The following is a 22,811-nucleotide window of genomic DNA, read 5'->3' as shown; positions in this document are numbered from 1 at the left end:
AAAAAGGCGGCCCGCCAACTGCGCGCCGCCCTGTTTTCTTCTTGGCGAAAATACTCCCGCCGGAGGCGTTTGGCCTCAGACGATTTCGACCAACTCGATGGCAAAGGTCAGGTCTTCGCCTGCCAGACGGTGGTTGGCGTCCAGCGTCACTTCTTCGTCGGTCACTTCGACGACGGTGACGGGGATCACTTGGCCCTGCGGCGACTGCATCTGAAGCTGAAGACCAACTTCGAGCGGAATCTCCGCCGGGATTTGCGCGCGCGGTACGGCTTGTTGGGCGTCGGGGTGACGCTGGCCATAGGCCTCGTCGGCGACGGCGACGATGGTTTTCTTTTCGCCCACGGTCATGCCCGGCAGGTGCTTGTCCATGCCCGGAATGATCTGGCCGGAGCCAACGGTGAATTCCAGCGGGTCACGGCCTTCGGAGCTGTCAAAGACGGTGCCGTCCGCCAGCGTGCCGGTGTAGTGAATGCGTACTTTGTCGCCCGATTTAACTTCGGTCATGAAGGTGTCCTAACTGTTCGGGGTGAGTTTTTGGGGCCGCGCCTTCGCGGGTGCCCAATGACGATTGCGCGAGAGGATAGGCGGTGATCTGTGAAATGCAACCCGATGGCAGGAAAAAGCCGTAAAAGACGTAGAACCAATCGCATGTGAACGCGTTTTCGGGGAAAACGCTGCCTCACATGCGGAGTTTTTGAAACGCTGCGCTTTTTGATGGTGCGGTGCGACTTTTCGTAGAAAAGTCGCCTAGAACCACTGTCCCGGTTCCATCAGCCCCAGATCCAGCAACTGCTGGCTATGCCATTCGAACTCGGTCGAGTTATGCCACATGAAATTCTGGATGTCGAAGGTCGAGCCCGCGTTGCTTTTCAGCGCTTTTGCGGTGCGGAACGACGCGATGGTGGCGGTCAGGTTGTGATGCCAGGGGCAGGCGTAGGTGTTGTATTCCTCGTCGTTGAACAGATGTTCCTCGCTGAGGCGCAGGCCCTTCTTCGCCTTGAAAATCGCGATACGGTCGATGCGGCGGCGATGCGGAGGCATGTGCTCTTCGAACCGCCACCGAAGGCCGCCGAAAAAGTCGAGTTGCCGCTCTTTTGGATGCCCCTGCGCGTCAGGGCGCCCAAGCGCGTAATAGCCAGAGCGGTCGAGGTGCGCGTTCTCCAGAGAGACCGCATTCGGATGTGCGCTCAGGTCCTCGGCATAAAGATCGGCGACATAGCAAAGCATCGCGTCGCGGCGTTCTTCGGTGTGAAAGGTCACCATATCGGTGATCGTGCGCGTCTCGCAGAACGGAAAGAACAGGTATTCCGCGTTGTAGCAGTAATACATCCAAATTTCCGGCGCTGCCTCGATCATCCGGTTTACGGCCTCTGACAGCATATTTGGCGCGCGAGTGGCGTAGCGGATGCGATGGATTTTCGCCTCCAACCCTTCGGGCAGACGCACTTCGTCAGGGGCGAAGAGCAGCACGTGTTTGAACCCCAAGGACAAATGATGGCGAAGCGTCGTGTCGACCTCGACCAGATCCTCGGCAAAAATCATCGCAATCGGCCCTTTCAAAAGGGCCTCTTTGCCGTCTTTGAGAAATGTGTCGAGGCTGTCGTAGCGCATGAAAATCCTTTGTCGGGGGAATGTCCCCGTTTCGGGTAAAAAATGCATGAAGGGCAGGGGATTGCAAGGCGTGTGGAAACAGTCTTGTCGCCTGTTTTCCCGCCGGTCGCTTATGCGTCGCAGAGAAATGCCTTTGGCGCATCTGTTCTCTCAGGGCAAAACCCGTTTGATCCATCGCAGCGCATGCGATAGAGAAGCGCCTTAATTCCCAGCATTCGTGGACCCTTCCTCATGGCCGAGACACCGAGCAACACCAAAAAGCTGTTCATCAAGACCTATGGTTGCCAGATGAATGTTTACGACAGTGAACGCATGGCCGAGGCGCTGGGCGGGTCGGGCTATACCGAGGTCTCCTCGCCGGAAGAGGCGGATATGATCCTTTTGAACACCTGTCACATCCGTGAAAAGGCGGCCGAAAAGGTCTATTCCGAGTTGGGCCGTTACAAGGACCTCAAGATCGCCAATCCCGATCTCAAAATCGGCGTGGCGGGCTGTGTGGCCCAAGCCGAGGGCGAAGAGATCATCAAGCGTCAGCCGATGGTGGACCTTGTGGTCGGCCCGCAGTCCTATCACCGACTGCCTGAGCTTGAGGCCAAGGCGGGGCAGGGCGAAAAGGCGCTCGACACGGATTTCCCCGAGGAAGACAAGTTCGAAAAGCTGAAATCCCGGCCCAAAGCAAAACGCGCCCCGGCGGCGTTTTTGACTGTGCAGGAAGGTTGTGACAAATTCTGCGCTTTCTGCGTTGTGCCCTACACGCGTGGCGCCGAAGTGTCGCGTCCGGTCGCCCGCGTGCTCGATGAAGCGCGTGATTTGGTGGAGCGTGGCGTGCGCGAAATCACTCTGCTGGGCCAGAACGTCAACGCCTACCACGGTGCGGGCGAAGGCGGCACTTGGGGCCTTGCGCGCCTGATCCGCGAACTGGCAAAGGTCGACGGGCTGGAGCGCATCCGCTTCACCACGTCCCACCCGAACGACATGGAAGACGACCTGATCGCCGCCCATGGCGATTGCGACAAGCTCATGCCCTACCTGCATCTTCCGGTGCAGTCCGGGTCGAATAAAATTCTCAAGGCGATGAACCGCAAGCATACTGCCGAGGAGTATCTCCGCCTGATCGAGCGCATCCGCGCCGCGCGACCTGACATCGCCATGTCCGGTGACTTCATTGTCGGCTTCCCCGGGGAGACGGATCAGGATTTCGAGGATACGATGAGCCTCGTGCGCGAAGTGGGCTATGGCTCCGCGTTCTCGTTCAAATACTCGCCGCGTCCGGGCACGCCCGCCGCCGAGAAAGAAGCCAAAATGGTTGACCCCGAAGTGGCCTCTGAGCGGCTCTATCGGTTGCAGGAACTGATCACCGAACAACAACGTGCGTTTCAGGACTCGATGGTCGGACGCGAGGTTTCTGTGCTCTTTGAACGCAAGGGGCGCCTGCCGGGCCAGATGGTCGGGAAATCTGACTATCTTCATGCGGTTCATGTCACGGACGATGTCGCGGTGGGCGAGATCAAACGCGTGAGAATCGTTGAAAGCGGCCCGAATTCCTTGGGCGGTGTTCTGCTGCGCTGAGGCGGGGCGCTTCCTGAGAGGCATTGGTTTTTTCTCCGGCTGATGCCCAAGGCGTCAACAATTCTGGGAAATGCATGATTTCGTTTGGAAATCCTGCACAATGTCTCGTTATTTTTCTTCACTTGCCTCCAAAGTTTGTTATCCCTTTACCTCAATAGTGGTGAGTAGGGCGCGGGCAGTGGTTGCCGGAGCGCATTTGGTATGAGCGGCCCGAAAACGCGAACATTTGGGGGACAGCGAACGTGACCATCGAATTTCTCAGAAAAGGCCGCATCGGGTTTGCTTTCGCAGCGAGCCTTGGTTTGGCAATGGCAACCTTTGCCACAGCACCGGTTCAGGCGCAAATGGTGCCCGGAACGGTGAATGGCGAGCGCTATGTTCCGACCATTTGGATTGATCCGGATGGCTGTGAACATTGGGTCATGGACGACGGTGTTGAGGGCTATATGGACCTTAAAGTGGACCGTCAGGGCAAGCCGACCTGTCACCCGGTGGAAAGCTGTGCGGTGATGAATTCAGACCAGCTGTTTGCCACCGACAAATATGCGATTTCCGCCGCAGGTCGCAAACGCCTCACGGATTTCTTCGCTCAGGCGAATGCCACAGCCTATATCATCATCGGTCATACCGACAGCCGCGCCTCTGACGAATACAACATGCGTCTGAGCTACAACCGCGCCAATGCGGTGGCCAAGATTGCGCAAGGCACTGGTGCGCGCATCGCCGACGTGCGTGGCTACGGCGAACGGATGCCGAAAGCGTCAAACGCGACCGCCGCCGGCATGCAGCAAAACCGCCGCGTCGAAATCATCTGCATTAAGTGAGGAGAGACACGATGAACGTTCTGAAATCCATCGCCCTTCTCGCCGTGCTCGGCTCCACCACCGCCTGCACCGAGGCGATGATGGGCGAGTCGGGCTACGAATCGCATAAAACCGACAAGACCGTGGACCGTGGATTCGACAGCAAGCACTTGTCCACTCTGGTTGCGGGCATCTGGATTGATCCGGTGGGCTGTGATCACTGGATCATCGATGACGGTGTTGAGGGTTATCTTTCCCCGCGCGTCGACAAATACGGCAAGCCGGTCTGTTCCGGTGTTGCGGAACCCAACACGGCGATTGGGCCGTATAAAGACGGTTCGACCTTCCCCGATCCGGTCTAAAGCCGGTTAGGACTTGCGAAATTTGAACGGCCATTCCTTGTGAGTGGCCGTTTGTCTGCGTGCAGTCGGGTGCTTATTTTTTGTGCAAGTGACCAAGGTGCGGGCGTGTCTTCGAAGGGCCATTTGCGAAGATTTTGTGTCCCCGCTTGCCAGAACCGCAATCCCTTGGCACCATGAAGCTAGGAACCATCACCAGAGTCGGACCATAACCGGAGAGACATATTTGGGCCTGAGCGCGTTGACACCCCCGAAATCGCAGGACGCAGTCCACGAAACGCTTCTTGAATTCCATGACAACAGGTTGCTGATTGACCTGTGCGGTGAATTCGACCGAAACCTCGCTCAGATCGAGCATAAGCTCGAAGTCCAGATCGTCCGACGAGGCAACATGCTCTCCGTCATGGGCACAGGCTCAGCCCGTGGTCGCGCAGCCTCTGTCTTGCAAGAGCTTTACGGTAAACTCGAAGCCGGACGTGAAATCGAACCGGGTGACATCGACGGTATGATCCGCATGGGGGAGACCGCAGCGGACAAAGGTCTGCCGGGCGATCAGATGGAAATGTTCCGCGGTGGCGAGGTCGAGATCAAGACCCGCAAGAAACTCGTGGAGCCCCGCACAGAGGCGCAAAAGACCTATGTGCAGAACCTGTTCAAAAACGAGCTGGCCTTTGGCATCGGGCCCGCGGGTACCGGCAAGACCTATCTCGCGGTGGCGGTGGGCGTGAACATGCTGATCAACGGCCATGTCGACAAGATGATCCTGTCACGTCCTGCTGTGGAGGCCGGCGAGCGTCTGGGCTTTTTGCCCGGCACGCAGGACGAGAAGGTCGATCCCTACATGCAGCCCTTGTATGACGCGCTGAATGACTTCCTGCCCGCCAAGCAGGTGCAGAAAATGCGCGAGGAAAAGACCATCGAGATCGCGCCCTTGGCCTTTATGCGGGGCCGGACGCTGTCGCGTGCCTTCGTGGTTTTGGACGAGGCACAAAACGCCACCACCATGCAGATGAAAATGTTCCTGACCCGTCTGGGCGAAGGCTCGCGCATGGTGATCACCGGCGACCGTTCTCAGGTCGATTTGCCGCGCGGCGTGCAATCGGGTCTGCGCGATGCCGAGCGCATCCTTGCAGGCGTGCCGAACATCTCGTTCAACTACTTCTCGTCGAAAGACGTCGTGCGTCACCCGCTTGTCGCGGCGATCATCGAGGCCTATGAAGCGGACGAAGCACAATAACCGCAGGTGGGCCCCGTGGCCGTGGACGTGATCATCGAAGACCCGCGCTGGGTTGAGGCGGGATTGGACCAACTGACAGAGCGCGCATTTGCGGCGCTCTGTTCGCATTTGGGCTTAGAGGCCGAGCTGTGCGAAGGTTCCGTGCTGGCCTGTGACGATGACCGGATCAAAGTGCTGAACGCGGATTTTCGTGAAAAGGACAAAGCGACCAACGTGTTGTCCTGGCCCGCCGAGGAACGTGCCACGCCCGGCGCACGTCCGCCGCTGCCGGAGGAGGATTTCGACGGCACCATCGAGCTGGGCGACATCGCGATTTCCTATGACACCTGCGCGCACGAGGCCGCAGAGGCCGACAAGCCTATGTCTGATCATGTCACGCATCTGATCGTTCATGGCCTGTTGCATCTGTTGGGTTATGATCACATTTCCGACGATGACGCCGAAATTATGGAAGGCACAGAGGTCGAAATACTTGCAACTATGGGGATAGAAGACCCATATTAAGCGAACGGCCGTGTTTGGGCCGGTTCATATTGGAAAGGACGCATGGGCGATACCGAGCCTGGGTCTTCTATGGCAGCGCAGAGCGCGCCAACGGACCCCATAAGTAAAACGCAGAGCCATTCGACCAACACAGGTGTCAAATCCGAAGGTTGGTTCGAGCGCATCAAGGCGGCGTTTTCCTCCAAACCCGTTAAAACCCCGACGATTGCCGACACACCGGCCCCCGCCGCACAGGTTCCGCCTGCGCAGCGGCCGGGTATGGTCAATCTACGCCGTATGCGCGTGGATGACGTGGCCGTGCCGAAAGCCGAAATCGTCGCCGTTCCTTCCGACATCCGAAAAGACGATCTGGTTCAGGTCTTCCGCGAAAGCGGCATGACCCGCCTGCCGGTCTACAAGGGCACGCTCGACACGCCCGTGGGCCTCGTGCACCTGAAAGACTTTGCGCTTCAGCACGGGTTCAACGGCAAGGGCGCGGATCGCTTCAACCTCAAGAAAATGCTGCGCCCGCTGATCTACGCGCCGCCCTCAATGCCCATCGGCATCCTGCTGCAAAAGATGCAGTCGGATCGGATGCATATGGCCTTGGTGATCGACGAATACGGCGGCGTGGATGGCTTGGTGACGCTCGAGGATCTGGTCGAACAGGTGATCGGCGAGATCGAGGATGAACACGACATCGACGAAGATGTGTTCTGGACCCAGAGCGCGCCCGGCGTCTTTATCGCTCAGGCCAAAGCGCCGCTCGACGAGTTCGAGGCCGCCATTGGCTTGCGTCTTGCCGATGAGGAAGAAGACGAGGAAATCGACACGCTCGGCGGCTTGGTCTTTCTGCTCTCGGGCCGCGTGCCCGCGCGTGGCGAGGTGATCCCGCATGATTCTGGCGCGGAGTTCGAGATCATCGACGCCGACCCGCGTCGGATCAAGCGCATCCGCGTGCGTCTGCCCTCCGCCGTCAAACCCAAGACCGAGGCCTAACACATGACGCAACGCCGGCCCCGCTTGCGGCGCCTGATCACGCCGCCGCGGGCCTTTGCGCTCAGCGGCGGTGTGTTGATCGCCGCTGGACAGGCGCCGTTGGGCTTTTGGCCGGTGGCCTTGATCGGCCTCACCATGGCGGCGATCAGTTGGCGCATGGCGTTGACCCCCGGCCAAGCCGCCCTGCGCGGCTGGCTTGTGGGCCTGTCGACATTTCTGATCTCGCTCAGCTGGATCGTGAACCCGTTTCTCGTCGAGCCATGGCGGCACGGCTGGATGATCCCCTTCGCGCTGTTTTTGATGGCGGGCGGTCTGGCGCTGTTTTGGGCCTTGGCCTTCTACTTGGCAAAAAGACTCAAAACCGGTCTGCCGGGATTGGCCGCGTTCTGGGGGCTTATGGAGTTGGCGCGCGGGCACGTCTTTACTGGGTTTCCGTGGGCCATGCCCGGCTACATCTGGCTCGACACCCCCATCGCGCAGCTGTCCGCCTTCATCGGTCCCTATGCGCTCACCGCGTTGAGTTTCGCCTATGCCGCGCTTTTGGCCCATGCGGTGCTGGCGCGCTCCCGCAAAATGGCGGTGTTGGCAGTCGTCTGTTTCATAGCCACTTGGATCGGCGGCGCCTACCGCCTGTCGCAACCGATGCCCCCGAATGCAGCGCATAACATCCGTGTGGTTCAGCCCAACGCGCCGCAGCATCTCAAATGGGACCCGGATTACATCCCTGTCTTCTACAATCGCGCGCTCGATCTGACCGCGCCCGATGCCTCCGAAGCCCCCGCCGATCTGGTGATTTGGCCCGAGACCTCCGTCGCAGCCCCGCTCTACGCCGCCGGTCCCTACCTGCGCGAGATTGCCGAAGTCGCCGCGCCCGCGCGCGCCATCGTTGGCCTCAACCGAGTCGATGGGATGCAGGGCTATAACAGCGCCATCCACCTCGATGAGGCGGGGCAGGTGATCGAAAGCTACGACAAACATCACCTCGTGCCCTTCGGGGAATACATGCCGTTGCCGTGGCTGTTGGAGCGTATCGGGCTGCGGGCGTTCACGGCGAAGAATGGCTACGGCTATTCCGCTGGTCCGGGGCCGCAGCTGTTCGATGCGGGCGCCTTGGGACAGGCCTTGCCGCTGATTTGCTACGAGGCCATTTTCCCGCGCGATCTGCGCACCGAAACCCGTCCCGATTGGCTTTTACAGATGACAAATGACGCATGGTTCGGCACTTTTTCCGGTCCGCAACAAGCGCTTGCACAGGCGCGGTTCCGGGCGATCGAGACGGGATTGCCGATGGTGCGCGGGGCCAACACCGGCGTCTCCGCGCTGATCAATGCGCGTGGCGAGGTCTTGGCGCAGATCCCTCTGGGCACCTCTGGCGCCTTCACGGCACCTCTGCCCGGCAAGCTCTCTGAGACCCCGTATCTGCGCCTCAAAGAAGGTCCTGTTTGGGCTTTGTTAACCCTCCTGGTGATAGCTGGATGGGCAAGAACGCGGATGGGGTCCGCCAGAAAAACCGATTGACCCTCTGACGCGAGCGACTATATCGCATTCTAATCAACGGCCCACACAACGGCTTCCTGACGTGTGGGCGACATAATCTAATGGAGCACGACCCCCATGTCCCGCCAAGACTACGTATTCACCTCGGAATCCGTTTCCGAAGGTCACCCCGACAAGGTGTGCGACCGCATTTCCGATGCTGTCCTTGACGCTTTGATCTCCGAAGAGCCCGAAGCGCGCGTTGCGTGCGAGACATTCGCCACCACGAACCGCGTCGTCATCGGCGGCGAGATCGGCCTGTCCGATCAGGACAAGCTGCGTGGCTACATGGACAAGGTCGACGGCATCGTGCGCGACTGTGTGCGCGACATCGGTTATGAACAGGACAAGTTCCATTGGAAGACGCTGGAGGTGACGAACCTCCTGCACGAACAATCCGCCCATATCGCCCAAGGCGTCGATGCCGCCGGCAACAAGGACGAGGGCGCGGGCGATCAGGGCATCATGTTCGGGTTTGCCACGAATGAGACCGAGGCGATGATGCCGGCCCCGATCCAGTTCTCTCACGCTATTCTGCGCCGTCTGGCCGAGGTGCGCAAAAACGGCACCGAGCCGGCTCTTGGCCCGGACGCCAAGGCGCAGCTCTCCGTGCGTTACAAGGGCGGCAAGCCGGTCGAGGTCTCTTCGCTTGTGCTGTCGACCCAGCACCTTGACGAAAGCCTGTCGTCGGAAGACGTGCGCGCCATTGTGGCCCCCTATATCGAGGAAGTGCTGCCGGACGGCTGGCTGACCGCGAACACGGTCTGGCACGTCAATCCGACCGGAAAATTCGTCATTGGCGGTCCTGATGGGGACGCGGGTCTTACAGGCCGCAAGATCATCGTGGACACATATGGTGGCGCGGCGCCGCATGGTGGCGGGGCGTTTTCCGGCAAGGATCCGACCAAGGTGGACCGTTCGGCCGCCTATGCTGCGCGCTATCTGGCGAAAAACGTCGTGGCGGCGGGGCTTGCGGACAAGGCGACGATCCAGCTCAGCTACGCCATCGGTGTGGCTGCGCCCTTGTCGATCTATGCCGACCTGCACGGCACGGGCAAAGTCGATGAAGCATTGATCGAGGCCGCAATCCCGAAGGTGATGGACCTGACCCCGCGCGGCATCCGCACCCATCTGGCGCTGAACAAACCGATCTACCAACGCACCGCCGCCTACGGCCACTTTGGCCGCGCGCCGGATGCCGATGGTGGGTTCAGTTGGGAGCGCACCGATTTGGCAGAGGCGTTGAACAACGCGGTCTGATCGGCCATAGACAAAAGGGCGGGACTTCCCGCCCTTTTCGCTTTTGGAGCCTTGGGAGAGAGCCATGGTCAAGACAGACACATCCAGCCTGACACAACTCGGCGGCGCCACTGCTCTGCCGGCCTCGCCTGAGGAAGCCGTTCTCGAACGTGTGCCGCACACCCATGAGGGCGAGCGCTATGTTGCGCGCTTTACGGCACCAGAGTTCACTTCTCTCTGCCCGATGACCGGCCAGCCGGATTTCGGTCATCTGATGATCGACTACATCCCGCGCAAATGGTTGGTTGAGAGCAAGTCTCTCAAGCTGTTCCTCGGCTCTTTCCGCAATCACGGCGCCTTTCATGAGGATTGTTCGGTCTATATCGGCAAGCGCCTGACCGAGTTTCTCGACCCCGAATGGCTGCGCATCGGCGCCTATTGGTATCCGCGCGGCGGCATTCCGATTGACGTGTTCTGGGCCTCGGGCCCGGAGCCGAAAGACGTCTGGATTCCCGATCAGGGCGTGCCACCCTATCGCGGGCGCGGGTAATCGCCAGCCGGGAGGAGGCTGATATGTCCGAGACCTTGCGTGATCCGTTGGTGATGCTTTTGGCCGGGATCGGCATCCCGATCTTTGCGGCGTTGAATGCGCAACTGGGCGCACGCTTGGGCTCGCCCGCTTTGGCGGCCTTGGTTTTCGCTGTCGTCGCCTTCAGTTCGATCTTTGTTTATCGCGCCATTCTGGGCCCGGCCGTGCCAGTCTCGCAGTTGTTGCACCAACCGGCGCATCTGTTTTTCGCAGGCGTGCTCTTTGCCTTCTACATCCTCTCAATCACCACGATCGCGCCCCGGTTCGGGGTAGGGAATGCGGTGTTCTTCGTGCTGTTGGGGCAAATCTTGTCTGCGGGGATCATTGACCACTTTGGCCTGTTCGGCGCGGCACGTGCGCCCATATCGGCAATGCGTGCCGCTGGCATGCTGACCATGGCGGCGGGGCTTTACATGATTCAGCGGGCCTGAATGGGGCGAGAGCGCGGATCGCGTCAGTCTCCATTGCTTTCGATTGCTTTCCCTGTCGTTTCTTGGCAAAAGCCCCGCCGTAACACGCGGGGTTTTCCATGTCTGACGATCAACAGCACCAATCGGGCGCGCCGTGGCGCAACTTCTATGGCCGTATCCACGGTAAGACGCTCAATCAGGCGCAAAAGGACTACCTCGAAGAGGACCTGCCGAAGCTTGCGCCGGGGCCGGTGACTTGGGAAGAAAATCCGGATCGAGAAAAGCTCGACCTGACCGCGCGGTTTGGTGGCAAACCCGTTTGGCTCGAAGTGGGCTTCGGCGCTGGCGAGCATCTGATCCATATGGCGCAGAGCTATCCCGGTGTAGCGATCATCGGCTGTGAACCCTATGTCAACGGCGTGGCGTCTTGTCTCGGTCATATCCGTCGTGTGGGTGGACTCGACAATGTGGCGATCCATGCGGGCGATGCGCGCGATCTGTTCGATGTGCTGCCGGACGAGAGCCTCGACAAAGCCTTTTTGAACTACCCCGATCCCTGGCCGAAAGCGCGTCATCACCGCCGCCGTTTCGTGACCGCAGAGCACCTTGAGCCGCTTTATCGCGCGCTGAAACCCGGTGCGGAATTCCGTGTGGCGACCGACATTCCGGATTATGTACGCCAGACCATGGAAGAGGTCCCGCGTGCAGGGTTCGAATGGCTGGGCGAGAGTGCCGAGGATTGGCGCAAGCCGTGGTCGGACTGGTTTTCAACCCGCTACGAGAAAAAGGCGATCCGCGAAGGCCGCACGCCGCACTACATGACCTTTCGCAAAAACTGACGGAAACATCTGAGTATTTTGGCTGCGATGAAGACAGCCGATAGACCGCCTGCCGGGCTTGCGTTATCAGAACGGCGAGGAATGTGAGGAGAGCTACCCATGTCGAGCCACGGCACCCCGATCCCGATGTCATCGCGCAAGAACGGACCTTTGAAAGGCACCGCGGCGGTACCGGGAGACAAATCCATCTCGCACCGGGCGCTGATTTTTGGCGCGATGGCGGTGGGCGAGACCAAGATCACGGGGCTTTTGGAGGGCGAGGATGTGCTCGACACCGCCAAGGCGATGCAGGCCTTGGGCGCTGATGTGGTGCGCGAGGGCGCGGGCGAATGGACCGTGCATGGCGTTGGCGTTGGCGGGTTCACGGAGCCCGAAGACATCATCGATTGTGGCAACTCCGGCACCGGTGTGCGGCTGATCATGGGCTGCGTCGCAACTTATGATTTCTGCACGACCTTCACGGGCGACGGCTCGTTGCGCAAACGCCCGATGGCGCGGGTGACCGATCCTTTGGCGCTGTTCGGGACGCGGTCTGTCGGGCGTTCTGGCGGGCGTTTGCCGCTGACGCTTGTGGGCGCTGCCGATCCGGTGCCGGTGGAATATGAGACGCCGGTGCCCTCCGCGCAGGTGAAATCCGCAGTTTTGCTCGCGGGTCTCAACGCGCCGGGCAAGACCGTGGTAATTGAGAAAGAGGCCACCCGCGATCACACGGAGCGCATGCTCAGAGGGTTCGGCGCCGAGGTCGTCACCGAGAAGACGCCCGAAGGCTACAACAAGATCACGCTCACAGGGCGTCCCGAGTTGACCCCGCAAGAGGTCGCCGTGCCGCGCGATCCGTCGTCCGCGGCTTTCCCGGTCTGTGCGGCGTTGATCGTCGAGGGGTCGGATATCTTCGTGCCGGGCGTGAGCCAGAACCTGACGCGCAACGGGCTTTACACGACTCTCGTTGAGATGGGCGCCGAGATCGCATTCGAGAATGAGCGCGAAGAGGGAGGCGAACCGGTGGCCGATCTGCGCGTGAAATACTCGAAACTCAAAGGCATCGAAGTGCCGCCCGAACGCGCCGCTTCCATGATCGACGAATACCCGATCCTGTCGGTGGTTGCGGCCTATGCCGAGGGCACCACGGTGATGCGCGGCGTCAAGGAATTGCGCGTGAAGGAATCGGATCGCATCGACGCCATGGCGCGCGGGCTCGAGGCTTGCGGTGTGACCATCGAAGAGGACGAGGACACGCTGATCGTCCATGGTCTTGGGCCGAACGGCGTCAAGGGCGGCGCCACCTGTGCGACCCATATCGACCACCGGATTGCGATGTCCTTCCTCGTGCTGGGCATGGCCTCGAAAGAGCCGGTGACGGTGGACGATGGTAGCCCGATTGCGACCTCTTTCCCGGTCTTTGAAAAACTGATGACGGATCTTGGCGCGCATGTGACGCGGGACAACTGAAGCGCGGAAATTGACAGTGCCGCGCGGCTTTGTCAGAACTTGTCTCCCGAACTGGAGGTTCACATGAGTTTCTGCATCGCCATTGATGGCCCCGCCGCCGCCGGCAAAGGCACGATTTCCAAAGCCGTCGCCAAACATTTCGGATTTGCCCATCTCGATACCGGGCTTTTGTACCGTGCGACCGGGGCAAAGACCTTTGAGGGGCTGACTCCGATTGAGGCGGCAGAATCGCTGGTTGCTGCGGATTTGGATCGTGACGATCTGCGTTCAGGTGATGCCGGGCAAGCTGCGTCCCGTGTGGCCGCCGTGCCCGAAGTCCGCGCCGCTCTCGTGGATTTTCAACAGGCTTTCGCCCGCCGTGAAGGCGGCGCCGTTCTGGACGGGCGCGACATCGGCACGGTGATTTGCCCGGATGCCGAGGTGAAGCTCTATGTCATCGCCTCTGACGAGGTGCGTGCACAGCGTCGCCACAAAGAGCTGGTCGAGAAGGGCGAAGACATCACGCTTGAAGACGTGTTGGAAGACCTGCGCGAGCGCGACGAACGCGATGCGGCGCGGGCAACGGCGCCTCTGAAACCTGCCGAGGATGCCACCGTGATCGACACGACCGAGATGGGTATCGAAGAGGCAGTGGCGAAGGTGATCGCTCTGATCGAAGCCCGCCGCGCATGACGGCAAAGCTCGTCCTCCATCTGCCCGATCATGAGCGGGCGGCCTTGGAGGCGGGCAAGATGGCGTCGCTTTATCCGCGCCTCAAACGCATGATTGAACGGCGCGGCGGCAGGGTGGAGATCGCCCCGCGCTTTCCGCCCACAGCGCCGGACGGCAACCTGCATGTCGTGGACAATGCTCGCAAACCCCACCCGGATGTGCTGATTTCTGCGCTGGCCTATCTTGACGGCTGCTGGCATCTCGACCCGAAGGGTGTGCTGGCCGACAGTTCTATCGCCGGACGCCCTTTCGATCCTGAGACGGTCGATCCGGCGGAGGCGGAGGCCTATGTGGCCACTCTCAGGGCCCGGTTTTCCGACCAGCGCAGTTCTCGCTATCATCAAAAGAAAGCCGTCGAAGAGATCGACCCCCAGGGCATCGTGGTCTTTCTGCAAGGCCCGCCGCCCTATCGCCGGGGGCATGCCTATATGAGCCTCGACGAGATGCTGCGCACTGTCCTGGAGGGTGCGGGCAGGAGGCCCGTTTACATCAAGCCACATCCAATCCGCAAAGACGAAGGTGTGCAGGTGATCAAGGACCTGAAGGCACTGGGCTACAAACCGATCAAGACCAACGCCAATGTGCACGATCTGTTGCGCCAGGCGGCTGTGACGGTTTCGGCCAATTCGGCCGCCTCTCTGGAAGGATTCCTGCATGGCACGCCAACGCTTTTGTTCGCGCGTGCTGATTTCGATCAGGTGGCGGGGCGTGTCCGGAGGCCGGAGGATTTCGCACCTGCGCTCGAGGAGGCTCTGGTGGGCAAGCGCGATTACACCAAATTCCTCTATTGGTATTTCTCGCAGTGCCTTTGGCTGGACGATCCGGACTTCGAGACACAGGTATTGCGTCGCTTTTCCGAGATCGGATTTGATGCCGAGCGGCTTGGGCTGTCTCTTGTGCCGTGAGCCATGCTGAGCGGTTCCGGTTTCCCGCGTCAGAAATGTGCCCGAGAGGGGCGTTTCGATGATGGTCTGGCCTGACTGGCAAAGAGCTCATCTCCGTCGCCTTGGGGAACGTTCCGGGCCTCTTGGACAGAAATTTGTGAGGCTCTGACAGGGCTTGGCGAATTTCAGCCACCATTCTTTCATTTTAGAACAGCCTTGTGCGAATTTATCTTGCCTGTTTCTTTGCGCCGGGGCAATTTCGCGCGACTGACGATCTGCGCGAGGAGGGCAGCATGGAGAGCCAGGTGACCCCGTTTGTTCAAATCCTGTATCGCTCTGTCGCGCGTCACGAGGACTTTCACCCCTCGGACCTCGACATCCTGCGCACGGCGATCAAATTCAATGCCGCTCATGGTGTGACGGGGATTCTGCTACGCATTGACGAGCAGTTCTTTCAGGCCCTGCATGGGCCGGTCCGTGATATTGAGGCACTCATGGCCCGTATTGCAGACGATGAGCGCCATCAGAATATGGAAATCCTACTGCGTGAAGAAGCGTTGGATATCTCGCCTTTTACCGATTGGTCGATGTCATATGATTCGATCCTCGGTTTTGAACAGGAGCTGGGGCTTCAGGAGGATGGCACTTATCCCTTGATTTCCACTGATCGCGCCCGCGCGTTGATTGCGCTCTTCGCCAAAACCGCGACCAGCGTCGCCACCTACGGCTCCGCCTTCCCTTTCGCACGCTTGTCGGGCGAAAACGACGCGGCTTATCTGGAGCGACTCGACGGTTTGGCGTGAGGTCGGGGCAGGTGTTTGTCGCGATTTTCCTTGCTTTTAACGGGATTCGGCGGTAGACGCGCGTCAGTCTATGAGGCCATCAGACGTCATCAAGACATTACGGGCAGGGTCGGAGAATAGCTTCGGCCCTGATTTGTGTTTTTCCCGCAGTGTCTTCTGAACGTCGTCTTTTGAAGGGTGGGTCATGGGCAATCTGAAATCAAGACCGGCGGAGACAACCGCTTGGCCCGCATAAACGTATGAAAAGGAAATTGAGACCACATGGCTCAGAACGTATCTATGGAGGATTTCGAAGCCCTCCTGAATGAAAGCTTCGAAATCGACACCCCGGCTGAAGGCTCGGTTGTCAAAGGCAAAGTGATCGCCATCGAGGCCGGTCAAGCCATCATCGACGTCGGCTACAAAATGGAAGGCCGCGTTGACCTGAAAGAATTCTCCAACCCGGGCGAAGCACCGACCGTTGCCGTTGGCGACGAAGTCGAAGTGTTCCTCGACCGCGTTGAAAACGCACGTGGCGAAGCCGTCATCTCCCGCGACAAAGCCCGTCGCGAAGAAGCATGGGATCGTCTCGAAAAAGCCTACGCTTCCGAAGAGCGCGTCGAAGGCGCCATCTTTGGCCGCGTCAAAGGCGGTTTCACTGTCGATCTGGGCGGCGCAGTTGCTTTCCTTCCGGGTTCGCAAGTCGACGTCCGTCCGGTGCGCGACGCTGGCCCGCTCATGGGTCTCAAGCAGCCGTTCCAAATCCTCAAAATGGACCGTCGTCGTGGCAACATCGTTGTCTCCCGTCGTGCGATCCTCGAAGAGTCCCGTGCAGAACAGCGCGCTGAAGTCATCGGCAACCTCTCCGAAGGTCAGACCGTTGACGGTGTCGTCAAAAACATCACCGAATATGGTGCCTTCGTGGACCTCGGCGGTGTCGACGGCCTGCTGCACGTCACCGACATGGCATGGCGCCGTGTGAACCACCCGTCCGAGATCCTCTCCATCGGCGAGACGATCAAGGTTCAGGTGATCAAGATCAACAAAGACACCCACCGTATCTCCCTCGGCATGAAACAGCTGCAGGACGATCCGTGGGATTCCGTTGAGTCCAAATACCCGCTCGAATCCGTGCACACTGGCCGCGTGACCAACATCACCGACTACGGCGCATTCGTTGAGCTGGAAGCTGGCGTTGAAGGTCTGGTTCACGTCTCCGAGATGTCCTGGACCAAGAAAAACGTCCACCCGGGCAAAATCGTCTCCACCTCGCAAGAAGTGGAAGTCATGGTGCTCGAGATCGACCCGTCCAAGCGTCGCGTGTCCCTCGGCCTCAAACAAACCATGCGCAACCCGTGGGAGCTCTTTGCCGAGACTCACCCGGAAGGCACCGTGGTCGAAGGCGAAGTCAAGAACATCACCGAATTCGGTCTGTTCGTTGGTCTGCCGGGCGACATCGACGGCATGGTTCACCTCTCCGACCTGTCTTGGGAAGAGCGTGGCGAGGATGCCATTCAGAACTACCACAAGAACGACATGGTCAAAGCCGTCGTCACCGAAGTGGACGTGGAAAAAGAGCGTATCTCTCTCTCCATCAAAGCTCTCGACGACAGCTTCTCCGGTGCGGTTGAGGGCGTGAAACGCGGCTCCATCGTGACCGTGACCGTGACCGCCATCGAAGACGGCGGCATCGAAGTGGAATATGAAGGTGCGAAATCCTTCATCCGCCGCTCCGACCTGTCCCGTGACCGTGCGGAACAGCGCCCCGAGCGCTTCCAGATCGGTGACCACATCGATGTGCGCGTGACCAACGTGGATCAGAAAACCCGTCGTCTGGGTCTGTCCATCAAAGCACGTGAGATCGCAGAAGAGAAAGAAGCCGTCGAACAGTACGGTTCCTCTGACTCCGGCGCGTCCCTCGGCGATATCCTCGGCGCGGCTCTGAAGTCCGGCGACGAGTAATCTCGTACGATAGAATTGAGAAAGGCCCCGCATTTGCGGGGCCTTTTTTGTGCGTTGCGCCTAGCTTGTCAAAAATCGTTTTCAGACGATCTCGAGAGTGGAAAGAGGGTTTGCACTTCGCGACGAAGCCGAATCGCATGATGCAATGCCGCGATGCGGCAAGGCCAGTGATCCTGAGAAAAGTCCGATTTTGGACGGGCAAGTTGGATTTTTGGGCTAAAACTCAGGGGATTAGCCCTAAAAAACACCGTTCCCTCCCCTACGAGACGCTTTCCCGGATCGTGTTCCCATCCTATAGTCGGAATACGAAAAACACATGCGGGGGATGATCTCGCCGCATGAGATGAGAACGCAAAATGCGCCTGATATGTAAGGGGGGACTTTCATGATCCGGTCCGAGCTGATCCAGAAGATCGCCGATGAGAACCCGCATCTTTATCAACGAGATGTGGAGCGTATCGTAAATACGATTTTCGAGGAAATCATCGAAGCGATGGCGCGTGGCGACCGGGTGGAGCTGCGCGGTTTTGGCGCGTTTTCCGTCAAGAAGCGCGATGCCAGAATGGGACGCAACCCGCGCACTGGCGAGAGCGTGCCTGTTGAGGAAAAACATGTGCCGTTCTTCAAAACCGGTAAGCTGCTGCGCGACCGCTTGAACGACGAATAAGACGATAGAGGCCTCCCCATGCGATACATCCGTTACGCTTTTCTCGCGGCGCTTGCCGTGGTGTTGGTGACCGTTGCCATCGCAAACCGGGATATGGTGACCCTCAATCTTTTGCCTGCCGATCTTGCGGTGCTGAGCGGCGTGTCCTTGTCGATCAGCCTGCCGCTCTTCGTGGTGATCTTTGGCGCCATTGTGGCTGGTCTTTTGATCGGTTTCGTCTGGGAGTGGATGCGGGAATACAAACACCGCTCCGCCGCCTCGACGCATAAGCGCGAGAAAGAACAGCTGGCCCGCGAAGTGAGCAAGCTGAAGACCGACAAGGCCAAAAAAGAGGGCGACGAAGTCCTCGCTTTGCTGGAACGCTGATTAGCGACAGACTGATGGACACACGTGTAAAAATCTGCGGGCTGAAAACGCCCGAGGCAGTGGATGCTGCCGTCGAGGCCGGGGCGCAATACCTCGGTTTTGTCTTCTTCCCGAAATCTCCGCGTCACGTCGAGATCGCCACCGCACGCGATCTGGCGATGGAGGTGCCGGTGGGCGTCGCGAAAGTGGCGCTTGTGGTGAACCCGACGGATGCCGAGCTCGACCGGATCACCTCTGAGGTGCCGCTCGATATGTTGCAGCTTCATGGCAAGGAAAGCCCGGAGCGGGTGGCGGAAGTGCGCGCACGCTATGGTTTGCCGGTGATGAAGGCGGTGGGCGTGGCAACGGCCGACGATGTGCCCGCGCTCGATGCCTATGGCATGGTCTGCGACCAGCTTTTGGTCGATGCCAAAGCCCCGAAAGGCGCGGACTTGCCGGGCGGCAATGGTCTAGCCTTTGACTGGCAGCTGATTTCCAAACGCGCCTGGAACCGGCCCTGGATGCTGGCAGGCGGGCTGACGCCTGAAAATGTCGTCTTGGCGATCCAGATGACGGGCGCGAAACAGGTGGATGTGTCCTCGGGTGTTGAAAGCGCGCCGGGTGTGAAAGACCCGGCCAAAATCCGAGCTTTCATTGAAGCGGTTCGCGCTGGTTAAACTAGGGCGACATGAGACAGATATATCTGCATATCGGTCACTTGAAGACGGGTTCCAGCGCACTTCAAGTGGCCTTTGCACGTAGCAAAGACGCTTTGCGCGAGCACGGATACATCTATCCGGATCATCGCTCGACGGAGTTGGCGCTTTCTGGAAAATTTACAGCGGGCAATGTTTTGCCTCACCGACTGATTGAAAACCTTGAAACGGCTCTTGATGAGGCTCGGCCTGATGAGAAGGTGCTTTTTTCCTCCGAAGGATTGTTCGACGATCTGGATGCCGAAGACTGTCAAATCGCCAATCTGGTCGGCCGAGGTGCCGAAATCTCTGTCCTGTTATTTCTGAGACATCCTATCGAGTTTGCGATCTCGACCTATCAGCAGACAGTTCAGGGCGCAGGATATGAGGGCACTCTTGAGGAGTTTCTCCCTGTCTTCGATAAATTCCATCAGGTCGAACGCGTTCTGACACGTCTTGAGGCGCTCGGTATTGGCGTGACGATAAAGAGTTTTGATCGCACAAAAATGGTTCTTATAGATGAGGTGGAACTCTGGTTGGGTCTGCCGAAGAACACGCTTCAGCGACTGGGAGATGCGCCGGTCAATCGCTCGTTGAGCCGCGCAGAACAAGCTTTTTTGCGACGCCTCAGTGGGCATCTCGGCGTGTCAGGCTCGGATCATATCGGGGCGTCACTGGTGAACGGATTACCGGTCATGCCACGCGAGAAAGCTGTGTTGTCGCGCGAAAGCTATGATGAATTTGTGGCCCGTATCACTCCGGTCGTTGCGCGTCTCAACGCGCGTCTGCCTGCGTCATTGCAGTATGAGATCACAGCCTTCGATGCGTTATGCGAAGAACATCCGAAAGAAGAGGTCTATAGCTTTACCGGCGAGCAGCTGGACATCATTACCAAAGCACTCGCAACGCGGACACCTGGGCCAGAACTTGTGCGTAAATTTGTGATGTGGCTCAAAAGTAATCCCGAAGAGACACAGCTTCAGGCCGAGCAAATCTACATGCTCAATCGTATTGGGCATGCGTTGCGCCCCGGACAGTTTCCGGAGAAGCGTATGAAGAGGCTGCTGAACAAGGCCAAGCGCCCGAAGGTCTGAGCACTTTACCGCGGCATTATGTGTGCGAAAAGATGCTGGGCGCTTTACCGACCTCCGCCCTTGCGCTACATCCTGTGAGATCCGCAAAGGAGCATCGCGATGAACGATCTTTTCAACAGCTTTATGAGTGGCCCGGACGAGAAGGGGCGCTTTGGTATTTACGGCGGGCGGTTTGTGTCGGAGACATTGATGCCGCTGATCCTCTCTTTGGAAGAGGAATACAACAAGGCCAAGGACGATCCGTCGTTCTGGGAAGAAATGCGCGATCTCTGGAAGCATTACGTGGGCCGTCCTTCGCCGCTGTATTTTGCGGAGAAGATGACCAATGAGCTGGGCGGCGCGAAGATCTATCTCAAGCGCGAAGAACTCAACCACACTGGTGCGCATAAGATCAACAATGTGCTGGGGCAAATCCTGTTGGCGCGCCGCATGGGCAAGACGCGGATCATCGCCGAAACCGGCGCGGGTCAGCATGGTGTGGCGACGGCAACGGTCTGTGCCAAGTTCGGTCTGGAGTGCATCGTCTATATGGGCGCCACCGATGTGGAGCGTCAAAAGCCGAACGTGTTCCGCATGCAGCTTTTGGGCGCCAAGGTTGTGCCGGTGGAATCCGGTCGCGGCACGCTCAAGGACGCGATGAACGATGCGTTGCGCGATTGGGTGACCAATGTGCGCGACACGTTCTATTGCATCGGCACGGTGGCGGGGCCGCACCCCTATCCGGCAATGGTGCGCGATTATCAGGCCATCATCGGCCAGGAAACCCGTTGGCAGCTGGCCGAGCAAGAGGGCGAAGGCCGCCTTCCCGATACGCTTGTGGCGGCTGTGGGCGGGGGCTCCAACGCCATGGGCCTGTTCCACCCGTTCCTTGACGACGAGAGCGTGAACATCATTGGTGTCGAGGCTGGTGGCCATGGCGTTGACGACCGGATGGAGCATTGTGCCTCTCTGACGGGTGGTCGTCCGGGCGTTTTGCACGGCAACCGCACCTATCTGTTGCAGGATGAGGACGGGCAGATTCTCGAAGGTCATTCGATCTCTGCGGGTCTCGATTACCCGGGGATCGGGCCGGAGCACAGCTGGCTGCATGACACCAAACGCGCGACTTATGTGTCGATCACGGACAAAGAAGCGCTTGAGGCCTTCCAATTCTGTTGCCGCACCGAAGGCATCATTCCGGCGCTCGAGTCGAGCCATGCGGTGGCCCATGTGATGAAAATCGCGGGCGATCTGCCGAAGGATCATATCATCGTCATCAACCTTTCGGGGCGAGGCGACAAAGATATCTTCACCGTGGCGCGTCACCTGGGCGCGGATCTTGCCGGAGAAGAAGGCCGTGACATGGAGTGATCTCACTCATGAATTTCTCTTTAAAAGCCGTCCCTTGGGACGGCTTTTGCTTTTCTGAGGTGCCTTAAACAAAAGTTTATGTCCGAATGCCAAAGGTTTAGGGGCTGGCAAATCAACCGGGATAAACTTCATGCCAATGGGCATATGCCAGATTTCGAGCGAGTCTGAGGGCGTGGTCAGCATGATCCATTTCACGATGACCCAGCCTTAAAGTTTTGTTTGAAAACCTATGAAAGGATACTCCAATGCAAAAGGTTCTTATGGTGTCTGCACTCGTTTGCGGACTGGGTGCATCGGCCGCGTCGGCCCAGCAGCCGACGACCGAAGAGATCGTGGCGCAATATCCCGGCGCGACCCGGATCGAGATTGAGCGCGGGTTCCGCTATACCGAGGTCGAGGTCTATATCGACGGCAAGGAAATTGAGCTGCGCATCGACAATTCCACGGGCGAGGTTGTGAGCCAGAGCGAGCGTGTCCTGAGCGAGAGCGAATGGAAGGACGAGGCTCTTGATGAGGATGACGATGACGATCGCTATGAAGATGACGATGATTACGATGATGATCACGATGACGACGATCATGATGATGATCACGACGATGACGATCATGATGATGATCACGACGATGACGATGATGATGACGACGACGATGATGACGATCATGATGATGATCATGATGACGACGACGACGACGATTGATCCGTCACGCCTATGAGATCAGCGCCTGCCCCATAGTGGGGCGGGTCGCAAATGTGCTAACACAGCGGGAGGCAGGACAGGAAAGGACATTATGCACCGCAGGCTTTTCATAACCGGACTGACCTCCGCCATGCTGACGGGATCTCCCATGTTTGCGCAATCCGCGAGCGTGGTCGATCAGGTCATCGCCCAGCTCAAAGCTCAGGGCTACACCAAAATCTCCTTGGGCCGGACCTTTTTAGGACGCACAAGGATCGTGGCGCAAAGCGATGAGATGCGCCGTGAAATCATCATCAACCCGGCGACGGGCGAGGTGCTTCGCGATTATTGGGAGATTGATGACGACGATCATGATGATGATCATGGGGGCTCCGATAGCGGCCATCGAGATCACGATGATGACGATCATGATGATGATCGTGATGACGACGATGATCGCGATGACGACGACGATGATGATGACGACGATGACGACGATGACGACGATGATGATGACTGAG

25 protein-coding genes and 1 riboswitch are annotated in these 22,811 nt (G+C 58.9%); of the genes, 23 read left to right on the top strand and 2 right to left on the bottom strand.

Annotated elements, in window-relative coordinates; all coding sequences use genetic code 11:
- Positions 1–75 precede the first annotated feature (75 nt).
- Together J5Y17_RS13005 and J5Y17_RS13000 are read right to left on the bottom strand one after the other, a co-directional pair.
- Positions 76–504, bottom strand: coding sequence for a peptidylprolyl isomerase (locus J5Y17_RS13005; RefSeq protein ID WP_219785683.1), 429 nt, complete (start codon positions 502–504; stop codon positions 76–78).
- Between the two features lie 243 nt (positions 505–747).
- Positions 748–1,611 (bottom strand): glycosyltransferase family 2 protein, encoded by an 864-nt coding sequence (locus J5Y17_RS13000; RefSeq protein WP_219785682.1) that lies wholly within the window; start codon positions 1,609–1,611, stop codon positions 748–750.
- A gap of 231 nt (positions 1,612–1,842) precedes the next feature.
- Between J5Y17_RS13000 and miaB the strand changes: the two genes are divergently transcribed.
- From miaB to J5Y17_RS12885, 23 genes are all read left to right on the top strand, one after another.
- A complete protein-coding gene (miaB, locus tag J5Y17_RS12995; protein ID WP_219785681.1) occupies positions 1,843–3,180 on the top strand; it encodes a tRNA (N6-isopentenyl adenosine(37)-C2)-methylthiotransferase MiaB in 1,338 nt (445 codons plus the stop codon).
- Between the two features lie 308 nt (positions 3,181–3,488).
- Positions 3,489–4,004 carry an OmpA family protein gene (locus tag J5Y17_RS12990; protein ID WP_219785740.1) on the top strand — a complete coding sequence of 172 codons (516 nt, stop codon included), beginning with the start codon at positions 3,489–3,491 and terminating at the stop codon, positions 4,002–4,004.
- Positions 4,005–4,015: 11 nt separating this feature from the next.
- Positions 4,016–4,345 (top strand): hypothetical protein, encoded by a 330-nt coding sequence (locus tag J5Y17_RS12985; protein ID WP_219785680.1) that lies wholly within the window; start codon positions 4,016–4,018, stop codon positions 4,343–4,345.
- A 223-nt stretch (positions 4,346–4,568) separates the two neighbouring features.
- Positions 4,569–5,579, top strand: a complete 1,011-nt coding sequence (locus tag J5Y17_RS12980) for a PhoH family protein (RefSeq protein ID WP_219785679.1) — start codon at positions 4,569–4,571, stop codon at positions 5,577–5,579.
- 15 nt (positions 5,580–5,594) lie between these two features.
- Positions 5,595–6,083, top strand: a complete 489-nt coding sequence (gene ybeY / locus J5Y17_RS12975) for an rRNA maturation RNase YbeY (protein WP_219785678.1) — start codon at positions 5,595–5,597, stop codon at positions 6,081–6,083.
- A 42-nt stretch (positions 6,084–6,125) separates the two neighbouring features.
- Positions 6,126–7,061, top strand: a complete 936-nt coding sequence (locus J5Y17_RS12970) for a transporter associated domain-containing protein (RefSeq protein ID WP_219785677.1) — start codon at positions 6,126–6,128, stop codon at positions 7,059–7,061.
- A 3-nt stretch (positions 7,062–7,064) separates the two neighbouring features.
- Positions 7,065–8,579 carry an apolipoprotein N-acyltransferase gene (gene lnt, locus J5Y17_RS12965; RefSeq protein WP_219785676.1) on the top strand — a complete coding sequence of 505 codons (1,515 nt, stop codon included), beginning with the start codon at positions 7,065–7,067 and terminating at the stop codon, positions 8,577–8,579.
- Positions 8,580–8,616: 37 nt separating this feature from the next.
- A riboswitch (SAM-SAH riboswitch) is annotated at positions 8,617–8,667 on the top strand.
- Between the two features lie 8 nt (positions 8,668–8,675).
- Positions 8,676–9,857, top strand: coding sequence for a methionine adenosyltransferase (gene metK, locus J5Y17_RS12960; RefSeq protein WP_219785675.1), 1,182 nt, complete (start codon positions 8,676–8,678; stop codon positions 9,855–9,857).
- 64 nt (positions 9,858–9,921) lie between these two features.
- Positions 9,922–10,386, top strand: a complete 465-nt coding sequence (gene queF, locus J5Y17_RS12955; RefSeq protein WP_219785674.1) for a preQ(1) synthase — start codon at positions 9,922–9,924, stop codon at positions 10,384–10,386.
- 23 nt (positions 10,387–10,409) lie between these two features.
- The gene (locus tag J5Y17_RS12950) at positions 10,410–10,856 is read left to right on the top strand and encodes a DMT family transporter (protein WP_255572080.1); all 447 of its coding nucleotides are present in this window, start codon (positions 10,410–10,412) and stop codon (positions 10,854–10,856) included.
- 98 nt (positions 10,857–10,954) lie between these two features.
- Complete coding sequence (locus J5Y17_RS12945; RefSeq protein ID WP_219785673.1) at positions 10,955–11,674, top strand: tRNA (guanosine(46)-N(7))-methyltransferase TrmB; 720 nt, start codon at positions 10,955–10,957, stop codon at positions 11,672–11,674.
- Between the two features lie 99 nt (positions 11,675–11,773).
- Positions 11,774–13,123: a 3-phosphoshikimate 1-carboxyvinyltransferase gene (gene aroA / locus J5Y17_RS12940; protein WP_219785672.1), complete on the top strand. Its 1,350-nt coding sequence runs from the start codon at positions 11,774–11,776 to the stop codon at positions 13,121–13,123.
- Positions 13,124–13,186: 63 nt separating this feature from the next.
- Positions 13,187–13,795: a d(CMP) kinase gene (locus tag J5Y17_RS12935; protein WP_219785671.1), complete on the top strand. Its 609-nt coding sequence runs from the start codon at positions 13,187–13,189 to the stop codon at positions 13,793–13,795.
- Entirely contained in the window at positions 13,792–14,739 is a 948-nt protein-coding gene (locus J5Y17_RS12930; RefSeq protein ID WP_219785670.1) for a hypothetical protein, read from the top strand. The genes J5Y17_RS12935 and J5Y17_RS12930 overlap by 4 nt, the downstream gene beginning before the upstream one ends.
- A gap of 272 nt (positions 14,740–15,011) precedes the next feature.
- Complete coding sequence (locus J5Y17_RS12925) at positions 15,012–15,521, top strand: BLUF domain-containing protein (protein WP_219785669.1); 510 nt, start codon at positions 15,012–15,014, stop codon at positions 15,519–15,521.
- Between the two features lie 261 nt (positions 15,522–15,782).
- Positions 15,783–17,462, top strand: a complete 1,680-nt coding sequence (rpsA, locus tag J5Y17_RS12920) for a 30S ribosomal protein S1 (RefSeq protein ID WP_219785668.1) — start codon at positions 15,783–15,785, stop codon at positions 17,460–17,462.
- A 385-nt stretch (positions 17,463–17,847) separates the two neighbouring features.
- Positions 17,848–18,129, top strand: a complete 282-nt coding sequence (ihfB, locus tag J5Y17_RS12915) for an integration host factor subunit beta (RefSeq protein WP_167601791.1) — start codon at positions 17,848–17,850, stop codon at positions 18,127–18,129.
- Positions 18,130–18,147: 18 nt separating this feature from the next.
- Entirely contained in the window at positions 18,148–18,495 is a 348-nt protein-coding gene (locus tag J5Y17_RS12910; RefSeq protein WP_219785667.1) for a lipopolysaccharide assembly LapA domain-containing protein, read from the top strand.
- Between the two features lie 14 nt (positions 18,496–18,509).
- A complete protein-coding gene (locus tag J5Y17_RS12905) occupies positions 18,510–19,151 on the top strand; it encodes a phosphoribosylanthranilate isomerase (RefSeq protein ID WP_219785666.1) in 642 nt (213 codons plus the stop codon).
- Positions 19,152–19,162: 11 nt separating this feature from the next.
- Positions 19,163–20,263, top strand: coding sequence for a hypothetical protein (locus tag J5Y17_RS12900; protein ID WP_219785665.1), 1,101 nt, complete (start codon positions 19,163–19,165; stop codon positions 20,261–20,263).
- Positions 20,264–20,362: 99 nt separating this feature from the next.
- On the top strand, positions 20,363–21,613 hold the full coding sequence (gene trpB / locus J5Y17_RS12895; protein WP_219785664.1) for a tryptophan synthase subunit beta: 1,251 nt from the start codon (positions 20,363–20,365) through the stop codon (positions 21,611–21,613).
- 245 nt (positions 21,614–21,858) lie between these two features.
- Complete coding sequence (locus tag J5Y17_RS12890; RefSeq protein WP_219785663.1) at positions 21,859–22,311, top strand: hypothetical protein; 453 nt, start codon at positions 21,859–21,861, stop codon at positions 22,309–22,311.
- 148 nt (positions 22,312–22,459) lie between these two features.
- The gene (locus tag J5Y17_RS12885) at positions 22,460–22,810 is read left to right on the top strand and encodes a hypothetical protein (RefSeq protein WP_255572079.1); all 351 of its coding nucleotides are present in this window, start codon (positions 22,460–22,462) and stop codon (positions 22,808–22,810) included.
- Position 22,811 lies beyond the last annotated feature (1 nt).

This window comes from Celeribacter sp. PS-C1 (genome assembly GCF_019429625.1).
Taxonomy (GTDB): domain Bacteria; phylum Pseudomonadota; class Alphaproteobacteria; order Rhodobacterales; family Rhodobacteraceae; genus Celeribacter.
Note: the sequence above shows the minus strand (reverse complement) of the source record. Positions and strands in the feature narration are given on the sequence as shown.

Excerpts from the sequence above, each read along its gene's own strand:
- J5Y17_RS13005 (WP_219785683.1), bottom strand. The coding sequence starts at position 504 with ATGACCGAAGTTAAATCGGGCGACAAAGTACGCATTCACTACACCGGC.
- J5Y17_RS13000 (WP_219785682.1), bottom strand. The coding sequence starts at position 1,611 with ATGCGCTACGACAGCCTCGACACATTTCTCAAAGACGGCAAAGAGGCC.
- miaB (WP_219785681.1), top strand. The coding sequence starts at position 1,843 with ATGGCCGAGACACCGAGCAACACCAAAAAGCTGTTCATCAAGACCTAT.
- J5Y17_RS12990 (WP_219785740.1), top strand. The coding sequence starts at position 3,489 with ATGGCAACCTTTGCCACAGCACCGGTTCAGGCGCAAATGGTGCCCGGA.
- J5Y17_RS12985 (WP_219785680.1), top strand. The coding sequence starts at position 4,016 with ATGAACGTTCTGAAATCCATCGCCCTTCTCGCCGTGCTCGGCTCCACC.
- J5Y17_RS12970 (WP_219785677.1), top strand. The coding sequence starts at position 6,126 with ATGGGCGATACCGAGCCTGGGTCTTCTATGGCAGCGCAGAGCGCGCCA.
- lnt (WP_219785676.1), top strand. The coding sequence starts at position 7,065 with ATGACGCAACGCCGGCCCCGCTTGCGGCGCCTGATCACGCCGCCGCGG.
- metK (WP_219785675.1), top strand. The coding sequence starts at position 8,676 with ATGTCCCGCCAAGACTACGTATTCACCTCGGAATCCGTTTCCGAAGGT.
- queF (WP_219785674.1), top strand. The coding sequence starts at position 9,922 with ATGGTCAAGACAGACACATCCAGCCTGACACAACTCGGCGGCGCCACT.
- J5Y17_RS12950 (WP_255572080.1), top strand. The coding sequence starts at position 10,410 with ATGTCCGAGACCTTGCGTGATCCGTTGGTGATGCTTTTGGCCGGGATC.
- J5Y17_RS12945 (WP_219785673.1), top strand. The coding sequence starts at position 10,955 with ATGTCTGACGATCAACAGCACCAATCGGGCGCGCCGTGGCGCAACTTC.
- aroA (WP_219785672.1), top strand. The coding sequence starts at position 11,774 with ATGTCGAGCCACGGCACCCCGATCCCGATGTCATCGCGCAAGAACGGA.
- J5Y17_RS12935 (WP_219785671.1), top strand. The coding sequence starts at position 13,187 with ATGAGTTTCTGCATCGCCATTGATGGCCCCGCCGCCGCCGGCAAAGGC.
- J5Y17_RS12930 (WP_219785670.1), top strand. The coding sequence starts at position 13,792 with ATGACGGCAAAGCTCGTCCTCCATCTGCCCGATCATGAGCGGGCGGCC.
- J5Y17_RS12925 (WP_219785669.1), top strand. The coding sequence starts at position 15,012 with ATGGAGAGCCAGGTGACCCCGTTTGTTCAAATCCTGTATCGCTCTGTC.
- rpsA (WP_219785668.1), top strand. The coding sequence starts at position 15,783 with ATGGCTCAGAACGTATCTATGGAGGATTTCGAAGCCCTCCTGAATGAA.
- ihfB (WP_167601791.1), top strand. The coding sequence starts at position 17,848 with ATGATCCGGTCCGAGCTGATCCAGAAGATCGCCGATGAGAACCCGCAT.
- J5Y17_RS12910 (WP_219785667.1), top strand. The coding sequence starts at position 18,148 with ATGCGATACATCCGTTACGCTTTTCTCGCGGCGCTTGCCGTGGTGTTG.
- J5Y17_RS12905 (WP_219785666.1), top strand. The coding sequence starts at position 18,510 with ATGGACACACGTGTAAAAATCTGCGGGCTGAAAACGCCCGAGGCAGTG.
- J5Y17_RS12900 (WP_219785665.1), top strand. The coding sequence starts at position 19,163 with ATGAGACAGATATATCTGCATATCGGTCACTTGAAGACGGGTTCCAGC.
- trpB (WP_219785664.1), top strand. The coding sequence starts at position 20,363 with ATGAACGATCTTTTCAACAGCTTTATGAGTGGCCCGGACGAGAAGGGG.
- J5Y17_RS12890 (WP_219785663.1), top strand. The coding sequence starts at position 21,859 with ATGCAAAAGGTTCTTATGGTGTCTGCACTCGTTTGCGGACTGGGTGCA.
- J5Y17_RS12885 (WP_255572079.1), top strand. The coding sequence starts at position 22,460 with ATGTTTGCGCAATCCGCGAGCGTGGTCGATCAGGTCATCGCCCAGCTC.